Genomic DNA, 17,899 nt, shown 5'->3' with positions numbered 1-17,899 from the left:
TCTTCGGTATGAGTGGTGCGAGTGAGACGCGGGCACCGAAGCCGAGTCCGTTGAACGGCTTCGAGGAGACCGTCAAGGACTTCTGGGTCAGCCGGCCCCGGCGGCCGCATGCCGGGCGGAAGGTCGCCGGGGTTGCCGCGGCCATCGGGTACCGGTACGGGATCGACCCCGTCGTCGTGCGGGTCGCCCTGGTGGTGGCCACGATCTTCGGGGGCTTCGGCGTTCCCTTCTACCTGCTGGGGTGGCTGTTCCTGCCGGGCGAGAGCGACGAGGTCTCCGGCTTCGAGAGCCTGATCGGGCGCGGCCGGTCGTCGGTGTCGCCCGCCTTCGCCGTCGTGCTCTGCGTGCTCACCGTCATCAGCGTCGGGGGCGCCTTCAGCGGCTCGTGGTTCGACGGCGGGGCCCTCATCAGCTTCGCGCTCATCGCCATCGCGCTCTACCTGCTGCACCGCAACCGCGGCCAGGAGAACCGGCCCGCGCCGGTCGTCCCGCGGACCCAAGCTTTCACCGGGAACGGAGCCTTCACCATGACCGACACGGCCACGGCCGCCCCCGAGGCCAAGGCGGGCTGGGACCCGCTCGCCGCCGATCCGGCCGGCTGGGACCTGCCCGACGCGCCGTCCACGCAGCCGCCGCCTCCTCCCGCGCCGCCGACCTACCAGCGGCCGGAACGGCGCCGCAACTCCAAGGTGGGCTCGGCGACCTTTGCGCTCGCCGTGCTGACCGCCGGCGGTGGCGTGCTCGCCAACCTCAACGGCGCGAGCTGGTTCTCCGCGCAGCACATCATCGGCCTGGTGCTCGGTGTCGTCGGGATCGGCCTGGTCACCGGCGCGTTCGCCCGTGGCGGGCGCGGCCTGATCGGGCTCGCCGTGCCGCTGGCGATCGCCGGGATGGTGCTGACGACCGTGCCGTTCGAGAACTTCGACTTCCGCGGCGGTGCGGGCAACCTCCGGGAGACCCCGCAGGCGGTGACCGACGTGAAGCCGCTCTACCAGCACGCCGCGGGCGACATCGACCTCGACCTGACCGAGCTGCCCGCCGGCTCGCCGATCACCACCAGCGTGGTCAACGGTGCGGGCAACACCACGGTCGTCGTGCCGGACAACGCGGACGTCACCTACGACTGCCGCACCGGGGCCGGCAACGCCGAGTGCTTCGGCCACGAGACCGACGGCATCAGCCAGGACGCGCTGACCGGCGTCGACTACGGCACCGACGGCCCGGGTGGCCAGCAGATCACCCTGCACGTCAAGAACAGCGTGGGCAACGTGGAGGTGCGCCGTGGCTGACCAGAACCCCTACGCCTACGACAACCCGGCGGAGACCCAGCCCGCGAAGCGCGGCGTGGACGTCTTCACCCTGATCGTCGGGATCGCGACGCTGCTGATCTCCGCCTACGTCCTCTCGGACGGCGCGAGCTGGCTGCCGCAGTTCGACTTCCGGTGGGTGGTCGCCGGCGGCGCGGTGCTCGTGGGGCTGCTGCTCCTCGGCGCGTCTTTCGGCAAACGCCGCCGCTAGCACCGAAATCCCTCGAGGCCCCGGATCCCACGCCGGGGCCTCGAGCCTTGTCTACAGTGGACTCACTCCCACTCGATGGTGCCCGGCGGCTTGGACGTCACGTCCAGGACCACCCGGTTGACCTCCGCGACCTCGTTGGTGATCCGCGTGGAGATCCGCTCGAGGACGTCGTAGGGCAGGCGCGTCCAGTCCGCGGTCATCGCGTCCTCCGACGACACCGGCCGCAGCACCACCGGGTGCCCGTACGTCCGGCCGTCACCCTGGACGCCGACGCTGCGGACGTCCGCCAGCAGCACCACCGGGCACTGCCAGATGCTGCGGTCCAGCCCCGCCGCCGTCAGCTCCTCGCGGGCGATCAGGTCCGCCGCGCGCAGAGTGTCGAGACGCTCCTGGTCGACCGCGCCGATGATCCGGATGCCCAGGCCGGGGCCGGGGAACGGCTGGCGCTGCACGATCGTCTCGGGCAGGCCCAGCTCCAGGCCGACCCGGCGGACCTCGTCCTTGAACAGCAGCCGCAGCGGCTCGACCAGCTCGAACTCGAGGTCCTCCGGCAGGCCGCCGACGTTGTGGTGGCTCTTGATGTTGGCCGTGCCCTCGCCGCCGCCGGACTCGACGACGTCCGGGTACAGCGTGCCCTGGACCAGGAACTTGTAGTCGCCCTGGGCCTTCAGGTCGCGCTCGGCCTGCTCGAAGACGCGGATGAACTCGCGGCCGATGATCTTGCGCTTCTGCTCCGGGTCGGTGACGCCGGCGAGCGCGTCGAGGAAGCGCTCGCGCGCGTCCACGGTCACCAGGTTGACGCCCGTGGCGGCGACGAAGTCGCGCTCGACCTGGGTGCGCTCCCCCGCCCGCAGCAGGCCGTGGTCGACGAACACGCAGGTGAGCCGGTCGCCGATGGCGCGCTGGACCAGAGCGGCCGCGACGGCGGAGTCGACGCCACCGGACAGGCCGCAGATCGCGCGGCCGTCGCCGATCTGGTCGCTGATCCGCTGGACCTGCTCCTCGACGATCGACGACGTCGTCCACTGCGGCTTGATGCCCGCGATGTCGTGCAGGAACCGGCGCAGCACCTCCTGGCCGTGCGGCGAGTGCGCGACCTCCGGGTGGTACTGGACGCCCGCGAAGCGCCGCTCGACGTCCTCGAAGCCGGCGACCTCGGCGCCGTCGGAGGACGCAGTGACGACCGAACCCTCCGGGGCCTTGGTGACGCTGTCGTTGTGGCTCATCCACGCGGGCTGGTGGGCGGGCAGGCCGGCGTGCAGGACGCCGCCGTCGCCGGTGACGCGGACCTCGGTGCGGCCGAACTCGCGCACGCCGGTCGGCTCGACGACGCCGCCGAGCGCGCTGGCCAGCAGCTGGTGGCCGTAGCAGATGCCGAAGATCGGCACGCCCGCTTCGGTGAGCTTCGGGTCCATGCCGGGGGCGCCTTCGGCGTACACGCTCGACGGGCCGCCCGAAAGGATGATGGCCGCGGGGTTCTTCGCGAGGATCTCTTCGGTCGACGCGCTGTGCGGGACGACCTCGGAGTAGATCTGCGCCTCGCGGACGCGCCGGGCGATCAGCTGCGCGTACTGCGCCCCGAAGTCCACGACGAGAACCGGACCGGTGGGGTTGGGCACCTGGCGACCTCCTGGCGAGAAGCGGGATTCCCCTCCATCGTCCCAGGTGGGCCCGGTCACCCGGGATTCAGGGCCGTCCCTGTCCGCGATCGGGCCTACGGTCCCCGGTATGGCTGTGAACTGGACCAAGGAACTGACCGACCAGCTCGACTTCCACTGGAACGTCCACACGCGCCCGAAGCTCGAGGGCCTCACCGACGACGAGTACCTCTGGCAGCCCGTGCCGGACTGCTGGACCGTGCGGCCGCGCCGGTCGGACGACGAGCCCGGCACGGGCCCGTTCACCATCGACTTCGCCTTCCCCGAGCCGGTTCCGCCGCCGGTCACGACGATCGCGTGGCGGCTCGGCCACATCCTCGTCGGGGTGCTGGGGATGCGGGCGGCGTCGCACTTCGGCGGCCCGCCGATGACCTACGACGACTACCCGTACCCGGGCACGGCCGCCGAGGCGATGTCGCTGCTCGACGAGTACTACGCGCGGTGGGTCGAAGGGGTGAAGTCCCTCGACGAAGAGGCGCTGGCGCGGCCGTGCGGCCCGGCCGAGGGTCCGTACGCGGAGTACCCGATGGCGACGCTGGTGCTGCACATCCACCGCGAGATGATCCACCACTGCGCCGAAGTCCTGCTGCTGCGCGACCTCTACCGCAACCGGTGATCTGTAACGCGGAGTCACCGCCGGTCCGATTCACCGGGTGTCGAGGACGCCGTTCGAGGGGGACCCGCGCATGCTCTACCGACTCCGCCCGCAAGGCGCGCTGACCTGGTGCGACGTGCCCGGGTACGTGGTCACGCGCGCCGACGACCAGCCACCGCCCGACTGGGAACGGCTGTCGTGGGTGCGCGCCGAAACCCGCGAGTTCAGCAACGACCTGCTGCGGATCGCCGTCCGCTACGGCGCGCGGTCGGGCAGCGGGATCGTCCTCGACGCCCGGCACACCGAGGACCTGGGCAAGGCCGACGAGCTGCGCTGCGACCGGATCGCCGCCGCGGAACAGGGCGACGGCGTCGACGACGGAGGCTGGGAACGCACCGAGGAAGCGGCCCGCCAGGCCGAAGCGGATCTCGCGGCCCTCCTCGCGGCGCCGCCGCAGCCGCACCTGGTCGCGCACTGGTGCCGGCTCGGCGGCCACTACCCCGACTGACCGGCTCGCGGGAGGAGCAGGAAGCCCAGCGCCAGGCCCAGCAGCAGGGGCAGGCCGTGGTTGTCGTGGAACAGCGTGTCGACCACGGCCAGCACCGGCGCCGCGAAGGCGATGACCCGGAACTGCACCGGCAGCGCCACGGCATAACGGCGCGAAGCCACCATCACCACCGCGGCGAGCCCCCCGATCAACCCCGCCACGCACATCGAGTTGCCCGCCCCGACCGGGTTGAGCCACAGGTAGCTCATGACCTGGCCGAACAGGCCGCAGCCGAAGTACAGGACGAGCCAGCGGGCGCGGCCGAACACCCGCTCGGCGAGCGTGCCGAAGACCGCCAGCCAGACCAGGTTCGACGTCAGCCCGAAGGCCCGGCCGTCCTGGAAGAACATGCCCGTCACCAGGCGGTACCACTCGCCCGCGTCGATGCGGGCCGCGTCGCGGTGCATCGCGTCGTACAGCGGCGGGTGCACCAGTTGCGCGATCCCGCACGCCAGCGTCACCACGAAGACCGCCGCGGTCAGGTACGGCCGGCGGGCCACCGGGGCGAGGGCCGCGAACGGGTTGCGGGATGCGGTGCGCGTGGTCATGGACGAAAATCTAGGCGCGCCACCGCCGTCGCACCCCCGACGTTTGTCACGAACCTCCACGGGAAGGCCCCAGCATGCGAGCGACAGTCATCTACGGCGCCGGCGACGTGCGGGTCGAGACCGTCCCGGACCCGAAGCTGGTGGAGCCGACCGACGTCGTCCTGCGGGTCGTGCGGTCGTGCATCTGCGGCAGCGACCTCTGGCCGTACGCCGACATGCCGCCGCGCGAGCACGGGCGCCGGATCGGGCACGAGTTCCTCGGGATCGTCGAGGAGACCGGCGCCGACGTCACCACGCTGAAGAAGGGCGACCTCGCCATCGCCCCCTTCGTCTGGTCGGACAACACCTGCGAGTTCTGCCGCGAAGGGCTCCAGACGTCCTGCCTGCACGGCGGCGGCTGGGGCGCGAAGGGCGTCGACGGCGGCCAAGGCGAGGCCGTGCGCGTCCCGCAGGCCGACGGCACCCTCGTCAAGGTCCCGCACACCGAGGACGCCGACCTGCTCGCGTCCCTGCTGACGCTCTCGGACGTCTTCTCCACCGGCCACCACGCGGCCGTGAAGGCCCGGGTCACCGAAGGCCAGAACGTCACCGTCATCGGCGACGGCGCAGTCGGCCTTTCCGCCGTCCTCGCGGCGAAGCGGCTGGGGGCCGCGCGGATCATCCTGATGGGACGGCACCAGGTGCGCACCGACCTCGGGCGCGAGTTCGGCGCGACCGACGTCGTCGCCGAGCGCGGCGAAGAGGGCGTCGAGAAGGTGCGCGAGCTGACGAACGGCCAGGGCACGCACGCCGTCCTCGAGTGCGTCGGCACGCTGGGCGCCTTCGAGATGGGCGTCGGAGCCGTGCGCGCGGGCGGCGCGGTCAGCCGGGTCGGCCTCCCGCAGTACGAAGACGGCCCGATCGGTGTGGGCGTGTTCCGCCGCAACGTCACCGTCACCGGCGGGGTCGCCCCCGCGCGGCACTACATCCCGGAGCTGCTGCCGGACGTCCTCGACGGCAGGGTCCGGCCGGGTCGCGTCTTCGACCGCACGATCGACGTCGAGGGCGTGCCGGACGGCTACCGCGCGATGGCGGACCGCGAGGCGCTGAAGGTGCTCATCAAGCCGTGACCCGTCCGGGTGGGGATGTTCTTTCGAGGGTTCCCACCCGGATTACGTTGGTGGGCATGGACATGATCACCCCCGAGCCGCGCCCCGCCTGGATCGCCGGCCGCCCGGAGCCGGGCGCCACCACCCTCGTCGTGCACCACCCGTACGACGGCAGCGAGGTCGCGACGGTCGCCGTGCCGGGGCCGGAGCAGGTCGAACGCGCGGTCACCGCCGCCGTTTCGGTCGCTCGCGAGTTCCGCGGCACCCCGGCACACGTCCGCGCCGGTGCGCTCGAGCACGTCTCCCGCGTGCTCGCCGCCCGTGCCGAGGAGATCGCCGAGGTCATCACGGCCGAGAACGGCAAGCCGCTGAAGTGGGCCGAGGCCGAGGTGAAGCGCGCGGTGTCGGTGTTCCGGATCGCCGCCGAGGAGGCCCGCCGGTTCAGCGGCGACGTCCAGCGCCTCGACACCGACCCGGCGGGCGAGGCGCGGCTGGCGCTCACCCGCCGTGTCCCGCGCGGGCCGGTGCTCGGCATCGCGCCGTTCAACTTCCCGCTCAACCTGGTGGCGCACAAGGTGGCGCCGTCGCTGGCGATCGGCGCGCCGATCATCGTCAAGCCCGCGCCGCGGACGCCGTTGTCGGCGCTGATCCTCGGTGAGATCCTGGCCGAGACGGACCTGCCGGAAGGCGCGTTTTCCGTGCTGCCGCTGGGGAACGAGGAGACGCGGAAGCTCGTCGCCGACCCCCGGCTGCCCGTCGTCTCGTTCACCGGCTCGGGACCGGTCGGCTGGTCGCTGAAGGACGCCGCACCGCGCAAGCACGTCGTGCTCGAGCTCGGCGGCAACGCGGCGGCCGTCGTCCTGCGCGACTGGCCCGACCCCGAAGGTGCCGCGCACCGCATCGCCACCTTCGGCAACTACCAGGCCGGCCAGTCCTGCATCGCCGTGCAACGGGTGATCGTGGACTCCGCCGTCGCGGACGAGTTCGTGCCCGCGCTCGTGGAAGCCGTCGAGGCGCAGCGGACGGGCGACCCGTACGACCGCAACACCGACGTCGGCCCGGTGGTCGACGAAGCCGCGGCCGAGCGGATCGTGGCGTGGATCGACGAGGCCGTCGCGGCGGGCGCGAAGGTGCTCACCGGCGGCACGCGCGAGGGCGCGACCGTCGCCCCGACGCTGCTCACCGACGTCCCGCCGGACACCAAGGCGTGGGCCGAGGAGATCTTCGGGCCGGTGCTCGCGGTGTCCGTTGTGGACGGTGTGGACGACGCCTTCCGCGCGGTCAACGAGTCCGCGTACGGCCTGCAGGCCGGCGTCTTCACCACCGACGTCCAGCTGGCCTTCCACGCGTCGGCCGAGCTGGAGGTGGGCGGGGTGATCATCGGCGACGTCCCGTCCTACCGCGCCGACCAGATGCCCTACGGCGGCGTGAAGGGCTCCGGCGTCGGCCGCGAAGGCGTCCTCGCGGCGATGCACGACCTGACGGAGGAACGCGTCACGGTCTTCACCGGCATCGACCTCTAGGCGACCAGGCCCTGCCCGAACCGGAAGACGTTGTAGGGGTCGTACTTCCTCGCGACGTCCCCGAGCCGTTTCGCGTTGTCGCCGTAGTAGGCGGCTTTCCAGTCGGGCAGGGTGGGGTCGATGTAGTTGACGTACCCGCCGCCCGCACCGGCCGCCGCCAGGCCCGCGACGACGTCGGCGACCGACTGCTCGACCTTCGCGCGGCTTTTCGCCGTCGCGGGCGCGTAGATCTGGACGCTCGCCAGCGCGTCGCGGTGCCAGAACGCCGTCGCGTCCTTCGCCGGCTCGGCCACCTTGCCGCCGAGGCCGTCGATGAGCAGGTCCATGCCCGCGCGGCCGTCGGCGAGCGCGACGACCTTCGCCGGGTCGACCGGGGTGGTGATGATCCGCGACGACGCGACGAACGACTGCCGGGCCGAGCTGCCGGAGAAGTAGTTCATCGCGCCGAGGTAGTCGAGGGCCTTCACCGTGCGCTGGGTCGGCCGCGCGCCGGCGTTGGCGGTGAGGTTGTTGAGCAGGGTGTTGAGCCCGGAGGGGGCGCCGACGTAGCAGCCGCCGACGCGGCACTGCACCGGCGAGCCACCGGAGAGGACGATGTTCGCCCACAGCTCCGGCGGCATCGCGGCGATCCACTGCTGCCACGCGCCGAGCACGCCGGTCGCCGAACCGGCCGGGAAGTGCAGCGAGAACACCGTCAGGTTCGGCGCGGGATCGGTGTCGAAGGTGAACTCGGTGACGATGCCGAAGTTGCCGCCGCCCCCACCGCGCAGCGCCCAGAACAGGTCGGGCTCGGAGCTCGCGGACGCCGTCAGCAGCTTCCCGTCGGCCGTGACGACCTGCGCGGAGCTCAGGTGGTCGCAGGTCAGGCCGTACTTGCGGGACAGCACGCCGATGCCGCCGCCGAGGGTCAGCCCGGCGATCCCGACCGTCGGGCAGGAGCCGGCGGGCAGCGCGCGCCCGGCCGCCGCCAGGCCGGCGTAGACGTCCTTCAGCTTCGCGCCCGCGCCGATGACGGCCTGGCTGCCCTGGACCTCCACCTTGTTCATCGCGGAGACGTCGATGACCAGGCCGCTCTCGGGGACGGAGTAGCCGGCGTAGCTGTGGCCGCCGCTGCGCGCGGCGAGCGTGAGCCGCCCGGCGGCGGCCTGGACGCAGGTCTGCACGTCCTTGGCGTTGGCCGCCGTCGCCACGGCGACCGGGTTGTTGCCGTCGAAGAGCGGGTTGAACGCGCGCTTGGCGGTGGCGTAGCCGTCGGTGCCCGGGCGCAGGAGGGCGCCGGTCAGCTTGCCGCGCAGGTCGTCCCAGTTCGGCGGGCCGGTGGGCAGCCGTGTCGTGGGCGGCCCGGACGTCGCCGGCGGCTGAGCACTCGTCGAAGCGGCGGGCTCCGTGGGACCGCCCGGCCCGCAGGCGGCGGCGACGGCACCCGCAGCCGAGACGCCCGTGATCCGGAGGAACGCCCTGCGGTTCACCCTGTCCACATCGGACTCCTCGCTGCCGGGGACGCCCAGTTTAGGGCCGGACACGAGCCTCCGCGCCCCCGATCGGTACACGGCGGTCAGGCGCGGTCAGTTCAGCCCCAGGCGGGAATCCGCGGGACGTCTCCGTCGAGGGCCTCGCCGCCGGAGCGGCCGCTGAGCCAGGCCAGCAGCTGCCCGCCGGTGCCGCGGACGGTGGCGCCGGGCGCGGCCCCCATCGTCCACTCCCCGGTTCCCTCGGCGACCAGGCGCAACGCCGGGAGGTGCGCGGCCCGGGAGCTGATCGCGTGCCGCACGACGTCGTCGGCGAGCGGCCCGAGCAGGCCGAGCACGCGGTCGAGGTCGTAGCCCCGGTCGAGGTCGGCGAGGTGGATGGTCAGCTCGGACAGCCGCATCCGCACCACGACGGCTCCGGTCACGGGCTGGCCCTGCCGGTTGCGGGCTTCCCGGCCCCAGGCGTCGTCGGGCATCCCCGCGGCGTACTGCTCGAACCGCCCGGCCGAGGCGACGAAGTCGGCGAGGATGTCGGCCGCGCCCCGCTGGGCCCCGGCTTCGATGTCGGCGTCCCGGGCTTCGGGGCTGGCGTACATCGGGGTCTCGACCCCGGTGTTCGCCCAGGTCAGCAGGTTCTGCAGCCCATCGGCGTTGCGGGCGAGGTGCGCGAGGACGTGGGCGCGCGACCACCCGGGCAACGCGCTGGGGGCGCGCAGTTCGGGCTCTCCGAGGCCACCGATGACCCGAGCCCATTCGTCGTCGAGCTTCCGTACCCCGTCGAGCAGCGCGTGCGCCTTCTCCGATGCCGTCGTCACGGCCCCGATCTTAGGACCGCCGCAGCGCCGCCGGGGCGTCCGCGGGGACCGCCGGGTTCTTCGGCGCCACCGGCTCCAGCCGGACGTACGACGCCTCCTGTGCCGGGCGCTGGTCCGGCTCGCCCTTGTTCGGCCAGAACGAGAACGCCCGCTCGGCCTGGGCCGTGATCGTCAGCGACGGGTTCACGCCCAGGTTGGCCGTGATCGCCGCGCCGTCCACCACCGACAGGCCCGGGTAGCCGAACACCCGGTGGTACGGGTCGATCACGCCCTCCTCCGCCGTCGCGCCGATCGGGACGCCGCCGATGAAGTGGGCCGTCAGCGGGATGTCGAAGATCTCGCCCCACGTGCCGCCCGCGATGCCGCCGATGCGCTCGGCCGTGCGCTCGTTGGCCTCGTGACCCGCCGGGATGAAGCTCGGGTTCGGCTCGCCGTGGCCCTGCTTCGACGTGTACTTGCGGCGGCCGAACAGCCCGGGCCGCGTGTACGTCGTGATCGAGTTGTCCAGGCTCTGCATCACCAGCAGGATCACCGTGCGCTCGCTCCAGCGGTAGCCGTTGAGCAGCTTCGCCGCCTGGACCGGGTGCTTGAGCATGAACGTGACCGCCTGCCGCCACCGCGGGACCGGCGAGGCGCCGTCGGTCGCGATCGTCTGCAGCAGGCTCATCGCGTTGCTGCCCTTGCCGTAGCGCACCGGCTCGATGTGGGTGTTCTCGTCCGGGTGGATCGACGACGTGATCGCGACCCCGCGGCTGAAGTTGCGGCTCTCGTCGACCTCGGTCCGGGCCGCGCCGATGATCGCCTCGGAGTTCGTCCGGGTCAGCTCGCCCAGCCGGCGCGACAGCTTGGGCAGCGTGCCGGTGTCCTTCATCTTGTGCAGCAGGTTCTGCGTGCCCCAGGTGCCCGCGGCGAAGACGACCTTCTCGGCCGTGATCGTGGTCCGGAACCGCTTCGACGTCGTCCCGGTCTTCTTGAGGGAGACCTCGTAGCCGCCGTCGATCGGCTTCACCGACGTCACGGTCGTCAGCGGGATGACCTTCGCGCCGTCCTGCTCGGCCAGGTACAGGTAGTTCTTGACCAGTGTGTTCTTCGCCCCGACGCGGCAGCCGGTCATGCAGGAGCCGCACTCGGTGCAGCCGACGCGCTCGGGCCCGGCCCCGCCGAAGTACGGGTCCTGCGCCTTCTCCCCCGGCTTGCCGAAGTACACGCCGACCGGGGTCGGGTGGAACGAATCGGCGACGCCCATGTCCTTCGCGACGTCGCGCATCACGACGTCCGACGGCGTGATCGTCGGGTTCGTGACGACGCCCAGCATCCGGCTCGCCTGGTCGTAGTGCGGCGCGAGCTCGGCTTCCCAGTCGGTGATGTGCGACCACTGCCGGTCGCGGTAGAACGGCTTCAGCGGCCGGTACAGCGTGTTCGCGTAGACGAGCGAACCGCCGCCGACACCCGCGCCCGCCAGCACCATGACGTCGTTGAGCATGTGGATGCGCTGGATCCCGTAGCAGCCGACCTGCGGTGCCCACAGGTAGCGCTTGAGGTCCCACGACGTCTTCGCGAACTCGTCGTCGGCGAACCTCCGCCCGGCCTCGACGACGGCTACCCGGTAGCCCTTCTCGGTGAGCCGCAGCGCCGCGACGCTGCCGCCGAACCCCGACCCCACCACGACGACGTCGTAGTCGGGGCCACCCGCACTGGTGGTGGTGTTACTGGCAGTCACACCTTGAGCGTAACCCGGGGTCCAGGTTCTGACCAGAGGTAAGTTACCGACCAGTCACCCGTTTTGGCGCATCGCCGGAGATGATCGTGGGTAATTATCGAAGTGCTCGATGTTCACGTCGGCGAGACCCGTCGGCGGGACACGATTTCCGGGAGGGACCACGATGATCCCCCAGCAGCTCACCGGTTGGCGCAAGTCGAGCCACAGCCACTTCGAGGAGAACGCCTGCGTCGAGATCGGCGCCGGTCCCGGCGTCGTCGGGGTGCGGGACACCAAGCAGCCGGTGCCCCGCCCGATCCTCGTCTACTCCGCGACCGCGTTCGCCGCGTTCCTCGACCACCTCACCGCCGGACGGTGAGGCCCACCCGCTGGAACTCCTTGAGGTCCGAGTAGCCCGTCTTCGCCATCGCCCGGCGAAGCGCCCCGAAGAGGTTCACGACGCCTTCCGCGTCGGACGACGGCCCGAACAGCAGGGTCTTGAGGTCGACGGCGTAGTCCGGCCCGGCCGCCACGCGCGAGCGCGGCAGCGACGGGTGCGCGGCCGCCGCCGTCCAGTACAGGCCCTGCCCGGGCGCGTCCGACGCGGCGGCCAGCGGGGAGCCGAGCATGACGGCGTCCGCGCCGCACGCGATGGCCTTGGCGATGTCGCCCGAGGTGGTCATGCCACCGTCGGCGAGGACGTGGACGTACCGGCCGCCCGTCTCGTCGAGGTAGTCGCGGCGGGCGGCCGCGGCGTCGATGATGGCCGTGGCCATCGGGACGCCGATGCCGAGCACGCGGTCGGTGCTCGTCACGCCCGGCGTGTAGCCGTGGCCGACGATGACCCCGGCCGCGCCGGTGCGCATGAGGTGCATCGCCGTGCGGTAGTCGCTGACACCGCCGGCGATGACGGGGACGTCGAGGCGGCCGATGAACTCCTTGAGGTTCAGCGGCTCGGCGTCGCGCTGGACGTGCTCGGCGGAGATGATCGTGCCCTGCACGACGAGGATCTCGACGCCGGCCGCGATCAGGTCCGGGGTCAGCTCGGCGGCGTGCTGCGGGCTGACGCGCGCGGCGACGGTGACGCCGGACTCGCGGACGGTCTTGATGGCCTCGGACAGCAGGTCGAGCCGGATCGGCGCGGCGTGCAGCTCCTGCAGCACGCGGCCGACCGCGGTCGGGTCCTCGAGGTCCTCGGCCGCGCGGACCAGCTGGAAGATGGCGTCCTCGACGTTCGCGTGCCGCGCCCAGAGGCCCTCGGCGTTGAGCACGCCCAGGCCACCCAGCTCGCCGACGGCGACCGCGGTGCCGGGCGAGACGATCGCGTCCGTCGGGTGCGTGACGAGCGGCAGGTCGAAGCGGTAGGCGTCGATCTGCCACGAGGTGGACACCACCGACGACGACCGGGTCCGCCGCGACGGCACGATCTCGACGTCGTCGAGGTCATACGCCCGCCGCGCGGTGCGGCCCATCCCGATCTCGACCAGGTCCCGCACGTGAAGCCTCCTCCGACGACGACAATCTGCCGTGCCCCATTGTCGCTAGTCCGCGTGGGTGACTTACGCACGGGGGTCAGACCAGCAGGACCACGGGCAGGGCGCCCACCAGGAACCCGGCCGCCGCGCTCAGCGCGGCCCGCGCGGGCCGGTCCGCCGTCGCGGCGCAGATCAGCGCGAAGAGCAGCGGCACGACCGCGACCAGCGCCGCGGCGACGCCGAGGCCGACGGGCGAATTCCCGGTCTCCACCCGGTGGCCGGCGGCCTCCACGGCCTGCACCGATCGCCCGACCTCGGAGATCTCCAGCCGGACCGGCGACCCCGGCTCCAGGTCGAGGCCCGCGTCGGCGGAGCTGACTTCGAAGCGCTCGCCGGACGCCGTGCGGAGGGCGAGGTCGTACTGGTGGCCGGTCGAGCTCGACTCGTGCTGGCCACGGGTCTCGACGGTGGCTTCTTCCCGCTCCGCCGGTCCACCCGCGTCGAGGACCCCGAACGTCCCGAACGCCAGCGCGGCCCCGCCGACGGCCGCGCTCACCGCCGAAACGACGAGTCTCGCGGCCACGGCTACACCCGCACGAACACGGCGACCGGCGCCAGCAGGGCGCCCAGGGCGAGGGCCAGCCAGGTCGCCACCGGTGGGTACACGTTCAGCCGGACCGCGCCGAAGTACACGGCGCCCAGCGCGAGCAGGGCCGCGCAGATCAGCAGTACCGGCCGCACCACGCCCGGCCGCAGGTCGATCACCGCGCCGCCGGCGAGGAGGTAGGCGATGCCGCCGTCCGCGGTCGAGACGTCGAGCGCCACCGGCTGCCCGGCGGGCAGGTCGAGGCCGGGGCCGACGGCCGTGATCCGGTAGAGCCGGTTCCCCGCGTCGACCGCGATGGTGTGGCTGACGGCGTCCTCGTCGCCGCCGACCGGGAGCGCACCCCGCTCGTGGGACACGACGTGCCCCTCGGCGCGGTAGGTGGGCGCGTCGCGGCCGGCCAGTACCTGGCACATCAGGCAGACGACGCCGCCGAGGAACAGCGACACGAGCGCGACGGCCGTGAAGAAGACCTTGCGCAGCACCTGCGTGAAGCGGCCGACCGTCATGCCCTTCAGTGCACACCACAACGGGCACGCAAGGCGATAGACCGATTACCGTAAGCACGCTAGGTCACGGTGACTCAGCGGGAAACCCGCACTTCGGACGGGTCCGGGGTGCGGGTTCCGCCGCGATGGGTCAGCGAGTGGTGTAGTTCGGTGCCTCGACGGTCATCGTGATGTCGTGCGGGTGGCTCTCCTTGAGGCCGGCCGCGGTGATCCGGACCAGCTGGGCCTCCTGCAGCTCCGCGATCGTGTTCGCGCCCGCGTAGCCCATGCCCGAGCGCAGGCCGCCGACGAGCTGGTGCACGACGTTGGCCAGCGGCCCCCGGAACGGGATCCGGCCCTCGATGCCCTCGGGGACCAGCTTGTCCTCGCTCAGCACGTCGTCCTGGGCGTAGCGGTCCTTCGAGTACGACTTCGCCTGGCCCCGCGACTGCATCGCGCCGAGCGAGCCCATGCCGCGGTAGACCTTGAACTGCTTGCCGTTGACCAGGATCAGGTCGCCGGGCGACTCGGCGGTGCCGGCCAGCAGGCTGCCCAGCATCACCGTCGACGCGCCGGACGCGATCGCCTTCGCGATGTCGCCGGAGTACTGGATGCCGCCGTCGCCGATCACCGGGACGCCGGCCGGGCGGCACGCCTGGTCGGCCTCGTAGATCGCGGAGATCTGAGGGACGCCGACGCCCGCGACGATCCGGGTGGTGCAGATCGAGCCCGGGCCGACGCCGACCTTGACGCCGTCGGCGCCCGCGTCGACCAGCGCCTGCGCGCCCGCGCGGGTGGCGACGTTGCCGCCGACGATGTCGACCGACTCGCCGAGCTCCTTCTTCAGCAGCGAGACCGTGTCGACGACCGCGCGGGAGTGCCCGTGCGCGGTGTCGACCATCAGGACGTCCACGCCGGCGTCGGCCAGCGCCATCGCGCGCTTGTGGCCGTCCGGGCCGACGCCGACCGCGGCACCGACGATGAGCCGGCCGTCCGGGTCCTTCGTCGCCTTCGGGTACTGCTCGGTCTTCACGAAGTCCTTGACCGTGATCAGCCCGCGCAGCTTGCCCGCGCCGTCGACGATCGGCAGCTTCTCGATCTTGTGCCGGCGCAGCAGGCCCAGCGCGGCGTCCGCCGAGACGCCCACCTGCGCGGTGACCAGCGGCGCCTTCGTCATGACCTCGGACACCGGGCGGCTGTGGTCGACCTCGAACCGCATGTCGCGGTTGGTGATGATGCCCACCAGCGCGCCGGACGCGTCGGTGACCGGGACACCGGAGATGCGGAACTTGGCGCACAGCGCGTCGACCTCGGCCAGCGTGGCGTCGGGCGAGCAGGTGACCGGATCGGTGACCATGCCCGCCTCGGACCGCTTGACCACCTCGACCGCGGCGGCCTGCTCGTCGATCGGCAGGTTGCGCTGGAGAACGCCGATGCCGCCCTGGCGGGCCATGGCGATCGCCATCCGCGCCTCGGTGACGGTGTCCATCGCGGCGGACACGAGCGGGATGCCGAGCGTGATGTTCCGGGTCAGCCGGGTGCTCGTGTCGACCGCGCTGGGAACCACGTCCGATTCCGCCGGCAGCAGCAGCACGTCGTCGAAGGTCAGGCCGAGCATGGCGAACTTGGCCGGAACGGGGGCGGTGATGCCGTCGCTGGTCATAGCGGGTGAAGGGCCTTCCTGGCGCGGGATGAGCGGGGTCGCTGTGTTCGATCAAGATCAACTGGCGACTCGGAGCCTTCTCCTCATGATATCCGGCGCGCACCCCCGCCCCGGGTGGTGGGCGAGCCGCCGGGAGCGCCCGGTAGCGTGCAGGCCGTGGCGCACGATGTCCTGCCTCCAGACCCGTTCGCGGACGACCCGGACGACCCGGCCCGCGCTTTCGGAGACCCCGAGGACCGGCTGGACGAGCCGATCAGTGACTCCGAACGCACCGAGCTGCTGGCCGACCTCTCCGATCTGGCCGTCTACCAGGCGCTCCTCGAGCCCCGCGGGGTCCGCGGGATCGTCGTCGACTGCGGTGAGTGCGACGAACCGCACTACCACGACTGGCACCTGCTGCGGGCCAGCCTGGAGCAGCTGCTGGCCGACGGGCGGATGCGCCCGCACGAGCCGGCCTACGACCCGAACCCCGGCGACTACGTGAGCTGGGACTACTGCCGGGGCTTCGCCGACGGCGTGACGGCCAACGAAAGCGCCTACTGAACCACTGAAAAAAGGCCCTGGTGAGTTTCCTCACCAGGGCCTTTCGCTGCGTTCCTACTGGCCTTCGCCGACGCTCTGACCGCCGACGGAGGACTCGCTGCGCCCGGTGTTCGTGCCCGGGTCGTTGCCGCTCGCGGCCGTCGTGGTCGGCGGGACCTCGGTGGTCGGCGGCTGCGGGGTGGTGGTCGGCGGCGGGGGCGTCGGGGTCGGCGTCGCGGTGCCCGGCAGGCTGGTGGTGCCGCTGCCGCTGCCCGGGATGGACGTCGCCGAGCCGGCCGGCGGGACCTGCACCGACGTGGCACCCGGCGGCACCTGCGTCGGGGTGGTCTGGGTCGGGCCCTGCACCGGTGCGTCCGGGTTCTGGAGCTGGGCGGCGAGCTGCCGGTGCTGCTCCATTAGCTGGTCGCGGTTGTCCTCGTCGCTGACCTGCGACAGCGCGGCCTGCGCCGCGTCGAGGGCCTGGCGCGCGGCGTCGAGGTTGCCGCCGGCGATGGCCAGGTTCGCCTTCTCGAGGTCGAGCTTCGCGTTCGCGGCGGCCTCGACCGAGCGCGTGTGATCGGAGTACAGGACCTTCGCGAGGCCCCAGAGGGTGTCGCCCGGTTGCGCGGAGCGCGCGGCCAGCCCGGTGCCGGTGAACGCGATCGCCAGCACGGCGGCGGCGACGGCGACCGGGACGAGCAGCCTGCGGCGGCGTCCGCTCGAGGCGTGCTGCTTCGCGAGGTTCGCGGTGGTGACGGTCCGCACTGCCGTGTCGACGTCGACCAGCTCGGCCAGTGGCTCGCTGTCGATGTCTCTTCGCCACGCCACCAGCAACGCGTTGAGCTCCTGGTCGCCGAGACCGTCGGCCAGCGCCGGGTCGGACCCGCCGAGGGCGTCGAGCAGCGCGTCGTCCGCTTGGACGGCCGACAGATCGGCGGCGAACTCCGCCTCCGACGAGGACAAGCCACTACCGAACACGTCGTCGGGCTCGTAACCCTTCTCGTGACCGGTCACTCAGATCACCTCCTCCGCGGCCAGGACCTTTCTCAGCCGCGCGAGGGCGCGGTGCTGGGCGACGCGGACGGCGCCGGGCGTGGAGCCGACCGCGTCCGCGGTCTCCTCCGCCGACAGGCCGACGACCACGCGCAGCACCACGATCTCCCGCTGCTTGTCCGGCAGCACCTGCAACAACTGGGACATCCGCTCGTTCAGCTCACCTTGCAGCGCCCGCTGCTCGGGGCCGACCCCGCCTTCGACCTCGTCGGGGATCTCGGCCACCGGCTCGGCTCGGTTGCGCGCCGCCGCGCGGTGCGCGTCGGCCACCTTGTGCTGGGCGATCCCGTAGACGAACGCCAGGAAAGGGCGGCCTTGATCGCGGTACGAGGGCAATGCCGTTAGCACCGCGAGACACACCTCCTGCGCAACGTCGTCCGCCGAAGCGAACGATCGCTCCTGCCTGCCAACCCGGGCGCGGCAATACCGCACTACCAGTGGACGGATAGCAGCCAGCAGCCGCTCCACTGCCTGGGGATCTCCCTCGACAGCAGCGGCGACCGGCTCATCCAGTCCATCCCCCACATTGGCCATCGCAGACAACAGTCCCAGTGTTACGTGTAGGTGTGCAAAGAACCCGGCCCGTGGTCGCCTCCACCGCGCACCGGAGACCGCTACCGTACCTGCGGCCCCC

19 protein-coding genes are annotated in these 17,899 nt (G+C 72.2%); 8 read left to right on the top strand and 11 right to left on the bottom strand.

The annotated features are described in order from the left end of the window. Window positions 1-8: 8 nt before the first annotated feature. Window positions 9-1,289, top strand: coding sequence for a PspC domain-containing protein (locus AB0J40_RS35995; RefSeq protein WP_364462370.1), 1,281 nt, complete (start codon window positions 9-11; stop codon window positions 1,287-1,289). Further along, complete coding sequence (locus AB0J40_RS35990; RefSeq protein WP_364462367.1) at window positions 1,282-1,518, top strand: hypothetical protein; 237 nt, start codon at window positions 1,282-1,284, stop codon at window positions 1,516-1,518. The genes AB0J40_RS35995 and AB0J40_RS35990 overlap by 8 nt, the downstream gene beginning before the upstream one ends. 62 nt (window positions 1,519-1,580) lie before the next feature. Here AB0J40_RS35990 and guaA read toward each other — a convergent pair whose 3' ends face one another. Beyond that, window positions 1,581-3,137 carry a glutamine-hydrolyzing GMP synthase gene (guaA, locus tag AB0J40_RS35985; RefSeq protein ID WP_364462365.1) on the bottom strand — a complete coding sequence of 519 codons (1,557 nt, stop codon included), beginning with the start codon at window positions 3,135-3,137 and terminating at the stop codon, window positions 1,581-1,583. A 109-nt stretch (window positions 3,138-3,246) separates the two neighbouring features. On the opposite strand from guaA, the gene AB0J40_RS35980 reads away from it, so the two are divergent. Next, window positions 3,247-3,792, top strand: a complete 546-nt coding sequence (locus AB0J40_RS35980; protein WP_364462362.1) for a DinB family protein — start codon at window positions 3,247-3,249, stop codon at window positions 3,790-3,792. Between the two features lie 70 nt (window positions 3,793-3,862). Next, window positions 3,863-4,279 carry a hypothetical protein gene (locus AB0J40_RS35975; RefSeq protein WP_364462359.1) on the top strand — a complete coding sequence of 139 codons (417 nt, stop codon included), beginning with the start codon at window positions 3,863-3,865 and terminating at the stop codon, window positions 4,277-4,279. Here AB0J40_RS35975 and AB0J40_RS35970 read toward each other — a convergent pair. Next, complete coding sequence (locus tag AB0J40_RS35970) at window positions 4,267-4,866, bottom strand: rhomboid family intramembrane serine protease (RefSeq protein ID WP_364462357.1); 600 nt, start codon at window positions 4,864-4,866, stop codon at window positions 4,267-4,269. The genes AB0J40_RS35975 and AB0J40_RS35970 overlap by 13 nt on opposite strands. A 74-nt stretch (window positions 4,867-4,940) precedes the next feature. On the opposite strand from AB0J40_RS35970, the gene AB0J40_RS35965 reads away from it, so the two are divergent. Both AB0J40_RS35965 and AB0J40_RS35960 read left to right on the top strand, forming a co-directional pair. After that, a complete protein-coding gene (locus tag AB0J40_RS35965; protein ID WP_364462354.1) occupies window positions 4,941-5,975 on the top strand; it encodes a zinc-dependent alcohol dehydrogenase family protein in 1,035 nt (344 codons plus the stop codon). Window positions 5,976-6,031: 56 nt separating this feature from the next. Continuing rightward, window positions 6,032-7,477, top strand: coding sequence for an aldehyde dehydrogenase family protein (locus AB0J40_RS35960; protein ID WP_364462351.1), 1,446 nt, complete (start codon window positions 6,032-6,034; stop codon window positions 7,475-7,477). Here AB0J40_RS35960 and AB0J40_RS35955 read toward each other — a convergent pair. The 3 genes from AB0J40_RS35955 to AB0J40_RS35945 form a co-directional block, all read right to left on the bottom strand. Further along, the gene (locus AB0J40_RS35955) at window positions 7,474-8,955 is read right to left on the bottom strand and encodes an FAD-dependent oxidoreductase (RefSeq protein ID WP_364462348.1); all 1,482 of its coding nucleotides are present in this window, start codon (window positions 8,953-8,955) and stop codon (window positions 7,474-7,476) included. The genes AB0J40_RS35960 and AB0J40_RS35955 overlap by 4 nt on opposite strands. Before the next feature lie 92 nt (window positions 8,956-9,047). Then, window positions 9,048-9,761, bottom strand: coding sequence for a maleylpyruvate isomerase family mycothiol-dependent enzyme (locus tag AB0J40_RS35950; protein ID WP_364462345.1), 714 nt, complete (start codon window positions 9,759-9,761; stop codon window positions 9,048-9,050). A 10-nt stretch (window positions 9,762-9,771) separates the two neighbouring features. After that, window positions 9,772-11,481 (bottom strand): GMC family oxidoreductase, encoded by a 1,710-nt coding sequence (locus AB0J40_RS35945; protein ID WP_364462342.1) that lies wholly within the window; start codon window positions 11,479-11,481, stop codon window positions 9,772-9,774. Window positions 11,482-11,644: 163 nt separating this feature from the next. Between AB0J40_RS35945 and AB0J40_RS35940 the strand changes: the two genes are divergently transcribed. Then, a complete protein-coding gene (locus tag AB0J40_RS35940; RefSeq protein ID WP_364462339.1) occupies window positions 11,645-11,839 on the top strand; it encodes a DUF397 domain-containing protein in 195 nt (64 codons plus the stop codon). Here AB0J40_RS35940 and AB0J40_RS35935 read toward each other — a convergent pair. The 4 genes from AB0J40_RS35935 to guaB all read right to left on the bottom strand — a co-directional run bounded on the left by AB0J40_RS35935 (window position 11,823) and on the right by guaB (window position 15,690). Continuing rightward, the gene (locus tag AB0J40_RS35935; RefSeq protein ID WP_364462336.1) at window positions 11,823-12,956 is read right to left on the bottom strand and encodes a GuaB3 family IMP dehydrogenase-related protein; all 1,134 of its coding nucleotides are present in this window, start codon (window positions 12,954-12,956) and stop codon (window positions 11,823-11,825) included. The genes AB0J40_RS35940 and AB0J40_RS35935 overlap by 17 nt on opposite strands. Window positions 12,957-13,032: 76 nt before the next feature. Further along, window positions 13,033-13,518: a hypothetical protein gene (locus AB0J40_RS35930; protein WP_364462334.1), complete on the bottom strand. Its 486-nt coding sequence runs from the start codon at window positions 13,516-13,518 to the stop codon at window positions 13,033-13,035. 2 nt (window positions 13,519-13,520) lie between these two features. After that, window positions 13,521-14,048 carry a hypothetical protein gene (locus tag AB0J40_RS35925; RefSeq protein WP_364462331.1) on the bottom strand — a complete coding sequence of 176 codons (528 nt, stop codon included), beginning with the start codon at window positions 14,046-14,048 and terminating at the stop codon, window positions 13,521-13,523. 130 nt (window positions 14,049-14,178) lie between these two features. Then, window positions 14,179-15,690 (bottom strand): IMP dehydrogenase, encoded by a 1,512-nt coding sequence (guaB, locus tag AB0J40_RS35920; RefSeq protein WP_364462328.1) that lies wholly within the window; start codon window positions 15,688-15,690, stop codon window positions 14,179-14,181. A 147-nt stretch (window positions 15,691-15,837) separates the two neighbouring features. On the opposite strand from guaB, the gene AB0J40_RS35915 reads away from it, so the two are divergent. Beyond that, the gene (locus AB0J40_RS35915; protein WP_003073549.1) at window positions 15,838-16,233 is read left to right on the top strand and encodes a DUF5319 domain-containing protein; all 396 of its coding nucleotides are present in this window, start codon (window positions 15,838-15,840) and stop codon (window positions 16,231-16,233) included. A gap of 54 nt (window positions 16,234-16,287) precedes the next feature. Here AB0J40_RS35915 and AB0J40_RS35910 read toward each other — a convergent pair whose 3' ends face one another. Together AB0J40_RS35910 and AB0J40_RS35905 are read right to left on the bottom strand one after the other, a co-directional pair. Then, window positions 16,288-17,226, bottom strand: coding sequence for an anti-sigma-D factor RsdA (locus tag AB0J40_RS35910; RefSeq protein WP_364462325.1), 939 nt, complete (start codon window positions 17,224-17,226; stop codon window positions 16,288-16,290). Next, a complete protein-coding gene (locus tag AB0J40_RS35905; RefSeq protein ID WP_026468912.1) occupies window positions 17,227-17,799 on the bottom strand; it encodes a sigma-70 family RNA polymerase sigma factor in 573 nt (190 codons plus the stop codon). It abuts the gene before it with no gap. Between the last annotated feature and the right edge of the window lie 100 nt (window positions 17,800-17,899).

Origin of the sequence: Amycolatopsis sp. NPDC049691, assembly GCF_040675005.1 — a bacterium.
Taxonomy (GTDB): domain Bacteria; phylum Actinomycetota; class Actinomycetes; order Mycobacteriales; family Pseudonocardiaceae; genus Amycolatopsis.
Note: the sequence above shows the minus strand (reverse complement) of the source record. Positions and strands in the feature narration are given on the sequence as shown.

Bases quoted from the DNA above. Each gene is read 5' to 3' on its own strand.
- AB0J40_RS35995 (WP_364462370.1), top strand. From the start codon at position 9: ATGAGTGGTGCGAGTGAGACGCGGGCACCGAAGCCGAGTCCGTTGAAC.
- AB0J40_RS35980 (WP_364462362.1), top strand. From the start codon at position 3,247: ATGGCTGTGAACTGGACCAAGGAACTGACCGACCAGCTCGACTTCCAC.
- AB0J40_RS35975 (WP_364462359.1), top strand. From the start codon at position 3,863: ATGCTCTACCGACTCCGCCCGCAAGGCGCGCTGACCTGGTGCGACGTG.
- AB0J40_RS35970 (WP_364462357.1), bottom strand. From the start codon at position 4,866: ATGACCACGCGCACCGCATCCCGCAACCCGTTCGCGGCCCTCGCCCCG.
- AB0J40_RS35965 (WP_364462354.1), top strand. From the start codon at position 4,941: ATGCGAGCGACAGTCATCTACGGCGCCGGCGACGTGCGGGTCGAGACC.
- AB0J40_RS35960 (WP_364462351.1), top strand. From the start codon at position 6,032: ATGGACATGATCACCCCCGAGCCGCGCCCCGCCTGGATCGCCGGCCGC.
- AB0J40_RS35940 (WP_364462339.1), top strand. From the start codon at position 11,645: ATGATCCCCCAGCAGCTCACCGGTTGGCGCAAGTCGAGCCACAGCCAC.
- AB0J40_RS35925 (WP_364462331.1), bottom strand. From the start codon at position 14,048: ATGACGGTCGGCCGCTTCACGCAGGTGCTGCGCAAGGTCTTCTTCACG.
- guaB (WP_364462328.1), bottom strand. From the start codon at position 15,690: ATGACCAGCGACGGCATCACCGCCCCCGTTCCGGCCAAGTTCGCCATG.
- AB0J40_RS35905 (WP_026468912.1), bottom strand. From the start codon at position 17,799: ATGGCCAATGTGGGGGATGGACTGGATGAGCCGGTCGCCGCTGCTGTC.